The sequence below is a fragment of the Paracoccaceae bacterium genome (assembly GCA_012103375.1).
Taxonomy (GTDB): domain Bacteria; phylum Pseudomonadota; class Alphaproteobacteria; order Rhodobacterales; family Rhodobacteraceae; genus WLWX01.
The window spans coordinates 2021172-2034441 of the sequence record WLWX01000001.1; the positions used below are offsets into that span (position 1 = coordinate 2021172).

Sequence of the window (13270 nt, forward strand, 5' to 3'; positions counted from 1 at the left end):
GCGCGCGTCAAGAAAGGGCCCCGACATGCACAGCGATCCAGATGCCAACCCGGTCAATCCGATTCCCGCTGTGGTGATGCTGCTGTTTCTGATTATCGCGGCGGGCGAACTGGTGCTGAGTGCCGCCAGCGCCGGTTTCGTCGGTGGCGCGCAGGGTATCGGCTGGCGCAGCGGGGCGCTGACGGATTACGCGTTTTTCGGCCAGGTCTGGGATCAGATGCTGGCACAAGGCGTCTGGCCGCTGGAACATCTGCGCCGCTTCGTGACCTATCCGTTCATCCACTTCAGCTTTACCCACGCGCTGTTCGCGGGCGTCTTCCTGTTGGCGCTCGGCAAATTCGTGGGCGAGGTGATGGGCGCGCTTGCCGTGCTGGTGGTGTTCTTCGCGTCGGCGATTATCGGCGCGCTGGCCTATGCGATCTTGCTGAACGATCCGGTCCCTCTGGCCGGGGCCTTCCCGGCCGTTTACGGGCTGATCGGCGCATTTACCTTCATCCTGTGGGTCAATCTCGGCCGCACCGGCGATAACCAATGGCGGGCATTTTCACTGATCGGCGTGTTGGTACTGTTCCAACTGGTGTTTTCGGTGCTGTTCGGGACCAGCAATGATTGGGTGGCCGAGATTGCCGGCTTTGCCACCGGCTTCGCGATCTCTCCGCTTGTGGTACCAGGCGGCGCGCGGCATCTGCTGGCGCGGCTGCGGCAACGGTGAATGGGCCACATCTGCGGGAACCGCCATGGAATGGTTCCGGCAGGATGGCGGATTTTTTTTGGCTGAGGCGACCACTCGCGTTGCGCCCCTCCGCCCGAAATCAAGCCCGGAGGGCGCCGGGCGATCGCCTGACCGTCCCGCGGGCAGGCGATTTAGATGGGTTGCCACACTTTCGAATGTCACCGTTGACGCTTGACCACAAATTGCCACACACCAGCATTGCGTCGCCTACCCCCGGTCAGGCGAACGCCCGTCTTGGCGAATGATCGCAAACGTCCGCTGAACCCAATATCGATCAAACAACCGATACCCTAGTTCGAGGTCTCCTCGGCAGGTTCCTCTTCCGCTTCCACTGACGCTTCGGTCAGCGCGCCGTTTTCCCACTGCCCCGAGGCTTCTTCCCCGCTGGCATAGCGGATCACGCCCTGGCCCTGTCGCTTGCCCTGGCTGAATCCACCCTCATAGACGGTGCCGTCTGCGTAGGTTGCGATGCCTTGCCCGTCGATCTCTCCGGCAAGCCACTCACCCTCATAAGCAAATCCGCCAGGTATGACGATCTTGCCGCTGCCTTCGCGGCGTCCATTGGCAAAGCCGCCCTCATAGGTGGTGCCATCGGCATAGGTGGTCGCGCCGGTGCCGTGGCGCTGGCCCAGGTTCCATTCGCCATCATAGACATAGCCGTCCGGTTCACTCAGCTTGCCTTGCCCGTGAAAGCTGCCGTCCTGAAACCCGCCCTCGTAAACGCGTCCGTTGGCGTATTCCAGTTTGCCTTGCCCGTCGATAACGCCGCCCAGCCAACCGCCCGCATAGACATCGCCGTTGGGATAGACGATCCGGCCCTCACCCTCGGGCTGGTCTGCACGGAACTGACCTTCATAGACGGACCCATCAGGATAGGTCATGCGCCCCTGGCCTTCGATCTGGCCCTCGATCCAATCGCCGTCATAACGGAATCCGTCCGCGCCGGTCAGAACGCCCTGACCGTGCCTGAGGTCGTCCTTGAAGTCGCCCTCGTAAGTGTCCGAGTTGGCATAGACGACGCGGCCCTTGCCCTGGCGCTTGCCGGCGACGAATGCGCCTTCGAACACATCGCCATTGGCCTGAACCAGACGGCCCTCACCTTCAATCTGGCCATCCGCCCAGAGGCCGGTAAATGTCACACCGTCAGCTGTGGTCAGCGTGCCTTCGCCTTCCCGCTTGCCCGCCTTCATCGCGCCTTCATAGGTCGCACCATCCGGGTAGGTGATCGTGCCCGCACCGTCGCGCAGCCCGTCGACCCACGACCCCTGGTAGATATACCCTGACGGCGCTTCCAGACGCCCCTCTCCGTGGGGCTCTCCGTCCTTGAAACTTCCGGTATAGCGGACGCCGGTGGCGTAGATCACCGTGCCGTCGCCATTGATCTTGCCGTTCGACCAGTTGCCTTCATAGGTGCCGCCATCGGCGAAGGTGAATCGCCCCTCGCCCTCGGGCTTGCCGTCGACAAACGTGCCCTCATAGACCGAGCCATCGGCGAATCGCGCCGCGCCTTCACCCGCAATGACACCATCGGCCCATGCGCCGGAATATTCATATCCATCCGGGGTGCGATAGGTGCCCTGCCCATGCTGGCGACCGTTGCGGAACGTGCCTTCATAGACACCGCCGCCTTCGAATTGCTTGACCACAACCTCGCCATCAGATTGCGCAAATGCCGCCGTCGGCAAGGTCATCCCCAGCGAAGCGGCCAGTGCCACCGCGCAAACACCGTTCATGTATTTACCCATCTCGCCCCGTTTTAATCCCGTCTCTTACGCATCACACCCAAGGGAATCCCAGTCGCCTGAGCCTATCCGCCCCCCCAATGACCCGCAACGGTTTTCCCGGTTCGTCTGCGGCAGCGGCTTTCCCTTGCCGCCGGTTCTGCTAAATCGAAGACCAGAAAGACGAGAGGCCCCAGCCATGACCAACCGATTCCGCCTGACACTCGCCCAGGTCAACCCGACGGTCGGTGACCTTGCCGGAAACGCCGATCTGGCGCGCCGCGCCTGGGAAGCGGGACGCGACGCCGGGGCCGATTTGGTCGCGATGTCGGAAATGCACATCACCGGTTATCAGACCCAGGATCTGATCGCCCGCCGCCAGTTCATTGACGAGGCTGAGGCGGCGATACACCAGCTTGCCAACGACTGCGCCGATGGCCCGGTACTGGGTGTCGGTGGTCCAGCGCTTGTTGATGGCCTGCTTTACAACGCCTACTGGCTGCTGGGCGGCGGCAAGGTCATTCACCGCGTCCTGAAGCGCTGGCTGCCGAACGAAACCGTGTTCGACGAAAAACGCCTGTTCGAAGCGCGCGAGGTGCAGGGGCCAGTTCGCATCGGCGCGGTCCGCCTTGGCATCCCAATTTGCGAGGACGCCTGGCATCAGGAGGTCGCCGAGGCCCACGCCGAAAGCGGCGCGCAGATCCTGTTCATCCCCAACGGCTCCCCCTATTTCCGCGACAAGTTCGAGGTGCGGCAATCCCACATGGTCGCCCGCGTCGTCGAAACCGGCCTGCCGCTGGTCTACCTCAACATGATCGGCGGGCAGGACGACCAGGTGTTCGACGGCGGCACATTCGTGCTGAACCCCGGCGGCGCGCTGGCGGTGAAACTGCCAGTGTTCGATGAGGTCATCGAGCATGTCGACTTTGAGGAAACCGACGACGGATGGCGCGCACTGGACGGCCCGAAGGCGGTGTTCCCGGATGCCTGGGAACAGGACTACCGCGTCATGGTCACCGGCCTGCGCCACTATTTCGCCAAGACCGGTTTCAAAAAATGTCTGTTGGGCCTGTCCGGCGGGGTGGATTCCGCGCTGGTCGCGGCAATCGCCGCCGACGCGCTGGGGCCGCAGAACGTGCGCTGCGTCATGATGCCGTCAGAGTATACATCCCAAAGCTCTCTGGATGATGCCGCCGCAGTTGCAACCGCGCTGGGCTGCAAGCTTGACACCGTGTCCATCGCTGGCCCCCGCGCCGCCGTGACCGAGGCGCTGGCCCCGCTGATGGAAGGCACCGAGCCTGACGTGACCGAGGAAAACATCCAGTCCCGGCTGCGCGGCCTGCTGCTGATGGCGCTGTCCAACAAGTTTGGCGAGATGCTGCTGACAACCGGCAACAAGTCCGAGGTGGCCGTGGGCTATGCCACCATCTATGGCGATATGTCGGGCGGGTATAACCCGGTGAAAGACCTTTATAAAATGCGGGTGTTTGAAACCTGCCGCTGGCGCAATGCCAATCACCGTGACTGGATGAAAGGCCCGGCGGGGCAGGTGATCCCGCTGCAGGTCATCGACAAACCGCCCACCGCGGAACTGCGCGAGGATCAGAAAGACAGCGACAGTCTGCCGCCCTATCCGGTGCTGGACGACATCCTGGAGCGCCTTGTCGACTTGGAACAATCCGTAGCCGAAGTGGTCGCCGCCGGCCATGACCGCGCTGTGGTCAAACGGGTCGAGCATCTGATCTTCATCAGTGAATACAAACGCTTCCAATCCGCCCCCGGCCCGCGCCTGACCAACCGCAGTTTCTGGCTGGACCGACGCTATCCGATCGTGAATCGCTGGCGCGACGGCAGCTGATCGATGCCCCTGTTTGACGCCGCCCAGCGTGCGTTTGACCGCGCCGGGCATGACACGACCGAGGATCGCCCAAAGCTGTTTATCGACGGCGCGCACATTGACCTGACGACTTCTGGAGTGTTGACGGGGCAGGCGGCATCCATCTGTGCGGTCAATGACAAGACCCTGCCGCCGATCCTTGTGCGGCTGGGCGTCGAGGTCCTGAGCATCACCGAATTGCGCTGACCGGGCCGGAGTTTCTGTCGTTTGTCGAAACGCCCAAAACTGCCAACCTTGCGCCGCCGGCAAGTTTGGAGGGGCTGCGCGCGCTAATCTTGTCCAACCAGTTTGACACCAGCGACTACGCCTATCTTTCAGTCTATCTTCCGCGCGCCGAATGCGCCCGGTTCGCCCCGTATGAGTCCCTGCTCAGAGAAATCGGCGGCAAGGACGTCATGGTCACCGGCAAGCGAAAACCGTTCCTGAACACGCGCGATCCGAAAGACGCGGCGCAACCTGAAAAATACCTCACCGCCGATTGTGTTGAAAAACTCCGTTTTAGGGCCTGAACGATGATTTTTCTTTCCATGCAGCCCGATCCTAAATTTTTGGCGCGGGGGTCGGCCCAAATCGCCTACATGCGCTCACGCGCAGCCATGCGCTGTCTCGTGGTCAAAGCTTTCCGACTATTTCGCTTCATAGGTTTTCGCAAGAAATCCGCGACGCTCTGATTTCGGAGTTTTTCAACACAATCCGCCTGGAACACTGAAATTGGGAAACTGCGCGCGGACCTGCCGAATGGGCCAAGGCCGATAAGGGAGAACCAGGCCACGCGCGCATGGCCGCACTAAGTCACATGCGGATTCCGTGTCGCCATCAGGCGCTGCCCGGCGTCCTCGCTCAGCCGTTCGCCGATGGCGCGTTCCACGTCGCCGTGGGTCAGGCCGATGTCGCGCAACAGATGGGGGTCCAGCTGCAGCACTTTGTACAACGCGCGGCGGTTGTTCCATTCTTCGAACCGGCGGATCAGCCCGTCCAGAACGGATCCGCGCCGGTGGGGTGCAAACTGTGTGGCGGTTGTGCAGGTCATCTTGTGCCTCCTCTTTGATGCCCGGACCATGCGTGCGTATTGACTGTCAATCAAACGAATAGTATTGATATAATCTGTCAGAAATCGTGATAGATATGGATCATCATCATGAACGCCCCGACCGAACCGCGCCTGCCCCTGCTGGATCTTGATCTGTTACGCACCATGGTTGCCATTACCGAGGCGGGAAATTTCTCGGCCGCGGCGGATGTTCTGGGGCGCACCCCCTCGGCCATTTCGATGCAGGTCAAGAAGATCGAGGATCTGCTGGGCCGCCCGGTCTTTATCCGCGACAGCCGCGCCGTGACCCCGACCCGTGACGGAGAGTTTCTGGTCGAACACGGTCGCCGTCTGCTGGCCCTGAACCGCGAGGTCGTGGCCCGCTTCGTCACCCCCGACCTTCAGGGAGAGGTTCGGATGGGCGCGCCCGACGATGCCGCCGAACGCCTGCTGCCGCCAATGCTGCGCCGGTTCGCCGACACCCATCCCTGCGTTACTGTCAATGTGATCGTCGAAGGCTCGGCACGAATGGTCGACATGGTGCGCAAAGGGCAGCTGGATCTGGCGATGATCACCTGTGATGCCGGGATCGACCGGGTTGACGAGATCGAAGTGCTGATGCGCGAACAGCTGGTCTGGGCCGCTCTTGCCGGTGGGGTCGCGGCTGAACAAGACCCCCTGCCGGTCAGCGTTTGGGAAGAATGCTGTGTCTGGCGCAAGGCCGGGCTGGAAGGGCTAGAGGCGCAGAACCGCGCCTATCGCATCGCCTTTCAGAGTGCGCATATCTCAGGCCAGCGTGCCGCAATCCTGGCCGATCTGGCGGTCGCGCCGATCCCGGTCAGCGGGCTGGGCGGCCAGATTGTCGAGGCGCGCCCGAAATGCGGCCTTCCGCCCCTTCCGGACTATGGGCTGGGCCTAGTGGTGGGCGACAACGTCAGCCCGCCGGTCTGCGCCGCAGCAGATCACCTTAGGGCGTCGTTCGCCAGGCAGTGAATTCGGGTCTGGTCGAACCGGACTCTGCCAGATTTATGGATTAATGCAGGCGCGACGGTAGTCGTGCACTCGACAGCCCGTGGGTTGGCGAACCAACGGTAGTGCGGGGCACTTGGATGGTTGCGTGATCCCGTCAAATCTGAAGGAGGCGCGAACCTCACCCATCGCCAACCCGCCCGGACGGGCTGGCGAGTGTCACTCGGTGACTGCATGCAGTCACCTGTCGACAGGTGAGTTTGCTAGCAAACTCACCGAGAGACGGCGGCTGCGCCTTGATTCCGTGCACAAGGGGCACTTAAGGCGCCATCCCGTATATCTGAATTGCTTCTGGTAAACCCTGCGCCCGGTGCGCGCCGCAGGCGCAGGGCGCACGCCGGACCGGCCCCACCGGTCAGGCGTCGGGTCGAGGTTGGCACATTCGTGATAGTTGACGGCTAACACCTCACCATAAATCATACCCTACCACCGTTGCAGCGCCAGCCCGCCGGTCCGGCGCGCGCCCTGCTAAAGCGTTTCGGCTTGAACCTGAATCGCGAGGGATTCCCTTGAGACCTGATCTGTGATTCATCCTGTTTGGGAGGATGGATCATGTCAGCACCTTTGCCATCTGCGCTTCGGATACGGTTTCAGAGATACATTGAAGAAGGGTTGAGCGGGCGCGCGGCGGCGTTGCGGTTGAAGCTGTCGCCTGCCACAGGCGCGCGGTGGGCGCGTCAGGTGAGGATGAAGGGTCATGCGGAACCTGCCCGGCAGGGACCGCCGCGCGGCAAGGGAAAGCTGGCTCCGCATCGGGAATTCTTTGAGGAGTTGATCGCACAAGACCCTGACATCACGCTCTTTGAGTTGCGTAATGCGCTGGCCGATGCAGAGGGTGTGCGGGTGCATCACTCCTCCATCGCCAACCTTCTGTCCCGGCTCGGCTTCACGTACAAAAAAAGTCGCTGGTCGCAACCGAGCGCCGCCGCGCCAAGGTAAGGCAGCAACGGGCCGACTGGTTCAGATACCGCTCGCCAGCCATTGCGACCTTTCCTGAGCGCGTTGTCTTTATTGACGAAACCGCAGTGAAGACAAACCTCACGCGCCTACGCGGCAGAGCCAAGCGCGGTAAGCGCCTGACGATGGATGCGCCCTTCGGAAGCTGGGGAACCCAAACCTTGATCGCGGGCCTGACCCAAGGCGCGCTGATCGCACCTTGGGTCATCAAGGGAGCGATAGATGGCCCCGCCTTCGCGGCCTACATCCGCGAAGTGCTGGTCCCCGAGATCAACCCCGGCACTGTCGTCATTCTCGACAACCTGGCAACCCACCGGAATAAGGAGGCGACGCAGGCTTTACGCAATCACGGCTGCTGGTTCCTTTACCTGCCACCGTACTCGCCCGACCTGAATCCCATCGAGCAGGCCTTCTCTAAACTGAAAGCCCATTTGCGACGGATCGGGGCCAGGTCCTTTACCCAGGTCTTCGAAGCAATCGGAGCAATCTGCGATCTCTACGACCCAGTAGAATGCTGGAACTACTTTAAGGCCGCCGGATATGTCTCAGGTTAATGTCGAAACGCTTTAGCTGTCGATGCGCGCCAGTCGGTCTTCGACGATGGCAATCGCGCGGGCGACAGCCTCATCTATCGTCATGTCTGTTGTGTCCAGAAGCACCGCATCCGGCGCCGCAACCAGCGGCGCCGTTGCGCGCTGGCTGTCGCGGGCGTCACGTTCCTTCAGGGCCTGCAATACCCCGTCCAACGTCACATCTTCGCCGCGCGCCTGCATCTCGGCAAACCGCCGCGCTGCGCGCACCTGATCCGAGGCGGTGACGAAAAGCTTCACTTCGGCGTCCGGGCAGACGACCGAGCCGATGTCGCGCCCGTCCAGGATCGCGCCACCTTCACGGCGCGCGAACCGACGCTGGAAATCGAGCAGTGCCGCGCGCACCTCTGCCACCGCCGCCACGCGCGAGGCCGCCTGCGCCACTTCAGAGCCGCGCAAACCGTCGCGCTGCAGGTCCGCTTCCCGCAGCCCTTCGGCGGCTTGCAGCGGATCATCCCCGGACAGAACCCTCAGGGCCACGGCCCGATACAGCAGCCCGGTATCCAGATGCGCAAAGCCGAAATGATCGGCGATCTGGCGCGACACCGTGCCCTTGCCGGACGCCGCCGGGCCGTCGATGGCGACGGTGAATGCGCCGGGAATGCTCATCGAATGCCTCGCCATTTTTTCCACAATGAAAGCGCAAGTAAAGCGAAGACTGCGCAGAATGCCAGCGTCCCCAATGCGGATTTCATCACCGTGGCAAAACTGGCGGCGGCGATCTGTGCATCGCCGAGTTGATCCGGCGCGACCACCAACATCGCCTTGATCCGCGCGTTTTCAAGATAGTCGAAGCCGGCCCCTGCCAGTGCAATGGCTTGCAGAACAATGCGCAAGGCGCGCCAACGCGCCGGAATCAGCGATTGGAAAGACAAGATCAGGACCAGCGCAAGCAATGCCGGATAGACGCCGTCCAACCATGCCTGAGGGCCAAGGTAGATCGCCCGCCCGGCATCAGAAAGTGCTGCCAGAAAATCACGCGCCTCAGCCGCTGAATACCCGGTTGGGCGCAGATCAAAGGGCCGCAATCCCGATGCGGATTGAGAAATCGTCGGCAGGGTCCAGGCAACAATGGCAAAGTAGATTGCCAGGGTCATGACCACCAGGGCCCAGAAGGCAATCCGGCGCACGCTCATGCCTTGACCACTGTTGTCAGCGCCGGGTCGCGCCCCTGTGCGCTGGGCAGCCCATCGTCGACCTCGTAATAGTCGCCCTTATCCGCACAAAAGATGTGCCCGGCCATGCTCAGCCCGGTCGCCCCGTCAAGCGAGCCTGCGAGGATCGACAGGTTCGCGCCCGGTCCGTCCCAGAACAATTGCGACCCACAGGTGCCGCAAAAGCCGCGCCGCGCCGTGTCTGACGATTGATACCAGCTGACCGCCCCAGTCACCGTCACATCCGCGCGCGCGGCCGAGGTCGCAGCAACATGGTGACCGCTGGCCTTGCGGCACTGGCTGCAATGGCAGGCAACAACCGGGCGCAACGGACCGCTGACCTGAAATGAAACGGCCCCGCACTGGCAACTTCCCTGAGTGTTTGTCATCCTCGACCCTTCCGGTCCGGCAAGTGCCAGAGCGCGCCCATCTTTTCCTCGAACGACCGTGGCTTGATGGGGCTGAAGCCGCTTGTGTGGTAGAGGGTGATCTCATTGAGGAAAAACCGGTCCCCGGCACTCAGAAAATCGACGCGCATGTAGTCCAGATGCCGCGCCAAAAGATGCGCAATGCGCAGCATATCCTCAAACCCCTGTGGTTTGGGCTTGGGCGTGACGTGGCGTGGGCGGTTCGTGGACACGTCCAGCGGTGTGAAGTTTTCATCAAAGTAGGTCACCCGCCGCCCAAACTGGCGGTCGCCGGTGCCGATGTGACCGCAACCGAATTGGTCGCGGAAAATGTGAAACCTAACATCATCGGCGAGCGAGCCATCTTTGTTCAGCAGCAGGACCTGCGCACCAACACGCGGCAAAATCGCGTGATAGCCGGATTCGTGGCGACCGGAGTCTTTTCCGTAATCCCGCGCCAGCCAGCGATTCAGCCGGCGGCGCACCTTTCAGCCGGCGGCGCACCTTATCGGGATCGAATGCCTCGCCCTCACGCAGGATTACATTCCAGCCCGAAGCGTGGTTGCATTTCAGTGCCAGATCGGCGGGCAGCGCGGAAAAATCCAGCTTGTCGGCATCATCAACAACCTGCAGGTATTTGGGCAGGTAGCGATGGTCTGCCGCTGGCAGGAGCGAACCCGCCCATTCGGCCATGCCGGTCTTGTTCATCAGGATCGGGAACAGCGGGTTGCGGTCGTAGAGTTTGCGCCACTGGATCTTCTCACTCAGGGTCTTCGGGTTTTCCAGGTCCAGATCGTAACCGCTTGTCGTGCGGAACTTCCGGCGCAATGCAGGAAATCCCCGCAGCCGATCCAGATCGGCGCCGAGATGTGCAAGAAACTGTCGCACCGTGGCTTTTGGGGATTTGCGCGGCATCAGGCCCGCACCGCACAATCAGACTTGGCCAAGTCAGCTTGCATCAGAATGCGTTAACTTGGCCCCAAGCCCTGTCATCAACGCCTCGAATATCGGGAAAGAGGTTGCGACCGGGCCTGCGTCATCCACTGTGATCGGGCTCTGAGCAGCGAAACCAAGGCACAAGAACGACATGGCGATGCGGTGATCCAGACGGCTTTGGCAGGTTGCGCCGCCGGGAACGCCGCCGGGGCCAAGGCCTTGGACGGTCATCGAATCTTCGGTTTCATCCACCGTGACGCCGCAGGCCCTGAGGCCGGTCGCCATGGCGTCGATCCGGTCGCTTTCCTTGACCCGTAACTCCCGGATGCCCGGCATTTCGGTGATGCCGGTCGCGGTTGCGGCGATCGCCGACAGGATCGGGTATTCGTCGATCATGCTGGGTGCGCGGTGTTCCGGCACGCGAATACCGTTTAGCGGGCCATAGCGGACGCGCAGGTCTGCGACAGGTTCGCCGCCTTCCGTACGCTCGTTCTCAAAACTCAGATCCGCCCCCATCTCGCGCAGGGTGGTGAACAGCCCGGCGCGGGTCGGGTTCAGCCCGATGTTGGGGATCAGCACGTCCGAGCCGGGCACCATCAGCGCCACAGCCACCGGAAACGCGGCGGAGGAGGGATCGCGTGGCACGGCAATGGTCTGCGGGGTCAGTTCGGGCTGGCCGGTCAGGGTGATGACGCGGCCCGCTTCGGATTCTTCGGTGCTGATCTCGGCCCCGAATCCCGCAAGCATGCGTTCGGTGTGGTCGCGGGTCGCCTCACGCTCGATCACCACAGTCTGGCCTGGCGCGTTGAGGCCGGCCAGCAGGACGGCGGATTTCACCTGGGCCGAGGGCATCGGCACCGCGTAGGTCACCGGCACCGGGTCCGTCGCGCCAACAATCGTCATTGGCAGCCGCCCGCCGCTGCGCCCCACGGCCTGCGCACCGAACAGGGCAATCGGATCGGTGATCCGCGCCATCGGGCGGGAATTCAGGCTGGCATCGCCGGTGAATGTGGCGGTGATCGGCTGGGTCGCCATCGCGCCCATGATCAGCCGCACGCCGGTGCCCGAATTGCCGCTGTCGATCACGCCATCCGGTTCGGCAAAGCCGCCAACGCCGACACCCTGCACCCGCCACGCACCCGGGCCGGTCTGTTCGACCTCGGCCCCGAAAGCGCGCATCGCTTTGCCGGTGTCCAGCACATCGTCGCCCTCAAGCAGCCCGGTGATCCGGGTTTCGCCGACACACATCGCGCCCAGGATCAGCGACCGGTGAGAGATTGACTTGTCACCCGGCACATCTGCGGTTCCGGCAAGCGGGCCAGATGGGTGGGCGGTCATCGGTTTGGCGGGGCCATGTGCGGACAAGGGCACTCTCCGTTGCGTCTGGCGGGGTTTCGGGCGGTCTTACCCGCCTGTTCTGGCGGCGTCTATGGTCCACCAGTGCAACAACGGCATTTGCCGCCCCGGCGATCTGCGCGGGGCGGCGTCGGGCAGGCGTGTGATGGGCCTAGCCGACGGTTTCGGCGACCCGGAAATCGGCGGTTTCATGCAGCGGGAACATGACCTCTGAGATGGTCACATCGGGCGTGCCGACGACGCGATAGGCGGTGCCGATTGTGCGCGCCAGTTCACTGCCACGGAACGCGGCGAGCGCCGCGGCGCTTTCCCAGATCATAAAGCCGCCATAGCGGTTTTCGCCGTCGAGTTTCATGTAGAATTTTTGGATCAGACCCGGCTGGGCCTCGTAGGCGGGTTTGCGTTCCTGGCTGACGGCGGTGACTTCATCCTCGGTCAGGGCGCTTTCGAATTGTACGAGCTGGGCAATCATGGCTTTCTCCTTTGCTTCGGTGCAACCGGAACATCCGATCTGAAGTCAGCTTGTCATGTGCATCCGTGCAATGGTATTCGCAGATATTGCCAGCTCAGCTTGCAAAAACGGACAGAGTCATGGAGCAACCCGAAACCGGCCCGGCAGGCACCGCAACCGTCGCGGGAATGGCGCGGTTGGAGTGGGGCGATCTTGCGGTGATCCTGGCCATCGCCCGTGGGCGCGGCTTGTCAGGGGCGGCGCGCAGTCTTGGCAAGACCCACAGCACTGTTTTCCGCAACATCAACGCCATCGAGGCGCGCACCGGCGTGCGCTTTTTCGACCGTTTCAGCCATGGCTATGCGGCCACCGACGCGGCGCGCGCCGCAGTGGCGGCGGCCGAGCGGATCGAGGAGGAGGTGAACGCCCTTGGCGTTGAGGTTCTGGGACGGGACACGCGCCTCAGCGGGCGGATCCGCGTCACCTCGCCCGAGGCTTTCGCCGAGGATCACGCGCCCGGCATCATCGCCCGGTTCACCCGCCGTCATCCCGACATCCAGATTGACCTGTCGCCCGGGCACGGCGCCGTCGATCTGAACCGGCGCGAGGCCGAGGTTGCCATCCGCGCCACCAAGGCCGCGCCCGAGGCAAGCTTTGGCCGCCGGGTCTGTGACTTCCGCTTTGCGTTATACGGCACCGCGGACTGCCTGCGCGCCATGCAGGGGCGGCCGTTGGCGCAATGTACCTTTTGCCTGATCGAGGGGATCGGCCTGACCTTCTTGCCCTGTTATGTCGGCGATGCCGATCCACGGCTGGAACGCGCCTCGGACGCCATCGCCGGACTTGATATGAGCCTGTGGGTTCTGACCCATCCTGATCTACAGACGACCGCCCGGGTCCGCGCCTTGATGAGCCATCTTTATGAGGAGCTGACGCAGAACGCCGACCTCTTTTCCGGTCGGGTCAAGCCGCCGGGCCGGTGGAACCTGTTGCCTGCGACGAACTGATG

At 62.8% G+C, this 13270-nt stretch carries 17 protein-coding genes; 7 read left to right on the plus strand and 10 right to left on the minus strand.

Annotated features, from left to right (window positions below; all coding sequences use genetic code 11):
- Positions 1–25 precede the first annotated feature (25 nt).
- Complete coding sequence (locus tag GKR99_10265) at positions 26–712, plus strand: rhomboid family intramembrane serine protease (protein ID NKB27906.1); 687 nt, start codon at positions 26–28, stop codon at positions 710–712.
- A 311-nt stretch (positions 713–1023) separates the two neighbouring features.
- On the opposite strand, the gene GKR99_10270 is transcribed toward GKR99_10265, so the two are convergent.
- Complete coding sequence (locus tag GKR99_10270; protein NKB27907.1) at positions 1024–2424, minus strand: 2-isopropylmalate synthase; 1401 nt, start codon at positions 2422–2424, stop codon at positions 1024–1026.
- Between the two features lie 229 nt (positions 2425–2653).
- Here GKR99_10270 and GKR99_10275 point away from each other — a divergent pair, with 229 nt between their 5' ends.
- The 3 genes from GKR99_10275 to GKR99_10285 all read left to right on the plus strand — a co-directional run bounded on the left by GKR99_10275 (position 2654) and on the right by GKR99_10285 (position 4860).
- On the plus strand, positions 2654–4312 hold the full coding sequence (locus tag GKR99_10275; GenBank protein NKB27908.1) for an NAD+ synthase: 1659 nt from the start codon (positions 2654–2656) through the stop codon (positions 4310–4312).
- Positions 4313–4315: 3 nt separating this feature from the next.
- Entirely contained in the window at positions 4316–4537 is a 222-nt protein-coding gene (locus GKR99_10280) for a hypothetical protein (protein NKB27909.1), read from the plus strand.
- Between the two features lie 89 nt (positions 4538–4626).
- Positions 4627–4860, plus strand: coding sequence for a hypothetical protein (locus GKR99_10285; protein ID NKB27910.1), 234 nt, complete (start codon positions 4627–4629; stop codon positions 4858–4860).
- 65 nt (positions 4861–4925) lie between these two features.
- On the opposite strand, the gene GKR99_10290 is transcribed toward GKR99_10285, so the two are convergent.
- Both GKR99_10290 and GKR99_10295 read right to left on the minus strand, forming a co-directional pair.
- Positions 4926–5123 (minus strand): hypothetical protein, encoded by a 198-nt coding sequence (locus GKR99_10290; GenBank protein NKB27911.1) that lies wholly within the window; start codon positions 5121–5123, stop codon positions 4926–4928.
- A gap of 15 nt (positions 5124–5138) precedes the next feature.
- Positions 5139–5411: a DUF1127 domain-containing protein gene (locus GKR99_10295; GenBank protein ID NKB27912.1), complete on the minus strand. Its 273-nt coding sequence runs from the start codon at positions 5409–5411 to the stop codon at positions 5139–5141.
- Between the two features lie 78 nt (positions 5412–5489).
- On the opposite strand from GKR99_10295, the gene GKR99_10300 reads away from it, so the two are divergent.
- Together GKR99_10300 and GKR99_10305 are read left to right on the plus strand one after the other, a co-directional pair.
- On the plus strand, positions 5490–6374 hold the full coding sequence (locus GKR99_10300) for a LysR family transcriptional regulator (protein ID NKB27913.1): 885 nt from the start codon (positions 5490–5492) through the stop codon (positions 6372–6374).
- Positions 6375–6962: 588 nt separating this feature from the next.
- A protein-coding gene (locus GKR99_10305; GenBank protein ID NKB27914.1) for an IS630 family transposase occupies positions 6963–7921 on the plus strand; the annotation gives its coding sequence in 2 pieces (ribosomal slippage) (positions 6963–7304 and positions 7307–7921; 957 coding nt in all).
- A 12-nt stretch (positions 7922–7933) separates the two neighbouring features.
- Here the strand turns inward: GKR99_10305 and GKR99_10310 are convergent.
- The 7 genes from GKR99_10310 to GKR99_10340 form a co-directional block, all read right to left on the minus strand.
- Positions 7934–8566, minus strand: coding sequence for a (d)CMP kinase (locus GKR99_10310; protein NKB27915.1), 633 nt, complete (start codon positions 8564–8566; stop codon positions 7934–7936).
- On the minus strand, positions 8563–9093 hold the full coding sequence (locus tag GKR99_10315; GenBank protein ID NKB27916.1) for a hypothetical protein: 531 nt from the start codon (positions 9091–9093) through the stop codon (positions 8563–8565). The genes GKR99_10310 and GKR99_10315 overlap by 4 nt, the downstream gene beginning before the upstream one ends.
- Positions 9090–9500, minus strand: coding sequence for a GFA family protein (locus GKR99_10320; protein ID NKB27917.1), 411 nt, complete (start codon positions 9498–9500; stop codon positions 9090–9092). Before GKR99_10320 ends, GKR99_10315 begins: the two co-directional genes overlap by 4 nt.
- Positions 9497–10003: a hypothetical protein gene (locus GKR99_10325; GenBank protein ID NKB27918.1), complete on the minus strand. Its 507-nt coding sequence runs from the start codon at positions 10001–10003 to the stop codon at positions 9497–9499. Before GKR99_10325 ends, GKR99_10320 begins: the two co-directional genes overlap by 4 nt.
- Positions 9864–10433, minus strand: a complete 570-nt coding sequence (locus GKR99_10330; GenBank protein NKB27919.1) for a hypothetical protein — start codon at positions 10431–10433, stop codon at positions 9864–9866. Before GKR99_10330 ends, GKR99_10325 begins: the two co-directional genes overlap by 140 nt.
- A gap of 33 nt (positions 10434–10466) precedes the next feature.
- Positions 10467–11819 (minus strand): 3-phosphoshikimate 1-carboxyvinyltransferase, encoded by a 1353-nt coding sequence (gene aroA, locus GKR99_10335; protein NKB27920.1) that lies wholly within the window; start codon positions 11817–11819, stop codon positions 10467–10469.
- A 142-nt stretch (positions 11820–11961) separates the two neighbouring features.
- Positions 11962–12282 carry a hypothetical protein gene (locus GKR99_10340; protein ID NKB27921.1) on the minus strand — a complete coding sequence of 107 codons (321 nt, stop codon included), beginning with the start codon at positions 12280–12282 and terminating at the stop codon, positions 11962–11964.
- A gap of 119 nt (positions 12283–12401) precedes the next feature.
- Between GKR99_10340 and GKR99_10345 the strand changes: the two genes are divergently transcribed.
- Entirely contained in the window at positions 12402–13268 is an 867-nt protein-coding gene (locus GKR99_10345; GenBank protein ID NKB27922.1) for a LysR family transcriptional regulator, read from the plus strand.
- The last annotated feature ends 2 nt before the right edge of the window (positions 13269–13270 follow it).

Coding starts and splice junctions, on each gene's coding strand:
- GKR99_10320 (NKB27917.1), bottom strand. CDS start 9,500: ATGACAAACACTCAGGGAAGTTGCCAGTGCGGGGCCGTTTCATTTCAG.
- GKR99_10280 (NKB27909.1), top strand. CDS start 4,316: ATGCCCCTGTTTGACGCCGCCCAGCGTGCGTTTGACCGCGCCGGGCAT.
- GKR99_10330 (NKB27919.1), bottom strand. CDS start 10,433: ATGCCGCGCAAATCCCCAAAAGCCACGGTGCGACAGTTTCTTGCACAT.
- GKR99_10315 (NKB27916.1), bottom strand. CDS start 9,093: ATGAGCGTGCGCCGGATTGCCTTCTGGGCCCTGGTGGTCATGACCCTG.
- GKR99_10275 (NKB27908.1), top strand. CDS start 2,654: ATGACCAACCGATTCCGCCTGACACTCGCCCAGGTCAACCCGACGGTC.
- GKR99_10345 (NKB27922.1), top strand. CDS start 12,402: ATGGAGCAACCCGAAACCGGCCCGGCAGGCACCGCAACCGTCGCGGGA.
- GKR99_10265 (NKB27906.1), top strand. CDS start 26: ATGCACAGCGATCCAGATGCCAACCCGGTCAATCCGATTCCCGCTGTG.
- GKR99_10310 (NKB27915.1), bottom strand. CDS start 8,566: ATGAGCATTCCCGGCGCATTCACCGTCGCCATCGACGGCCCGGCGGCG.
- GKR99_10270 (NKB27907.1), bottom strand. CDS start 2,424: ATGACCTTGCCGACGGCGGCATTTGCGCAATCTGATGGCGAGGTTGTG.
- GKR99_10300 (NKB27913.1), top strand. CDS start 5,490: ATGAACGCCCCGACCGAACCGCGCCTGCCCCTGCTGGATCTTGATCTG.
- GKR99_10295 (NKB27912.1), bottom strand. CDS start 5,411: ATGGTCCGGGCATCAAAGAGGAGGCACAAGATGACCTGCACAACCGCC.
- GKR99_10340 (NKB27921.1), bottom strand. CDS start 12,282: ATGATTGCCCAGCTCGTACAATTCGAAAGCGCCCTGACCGAGGATGAA.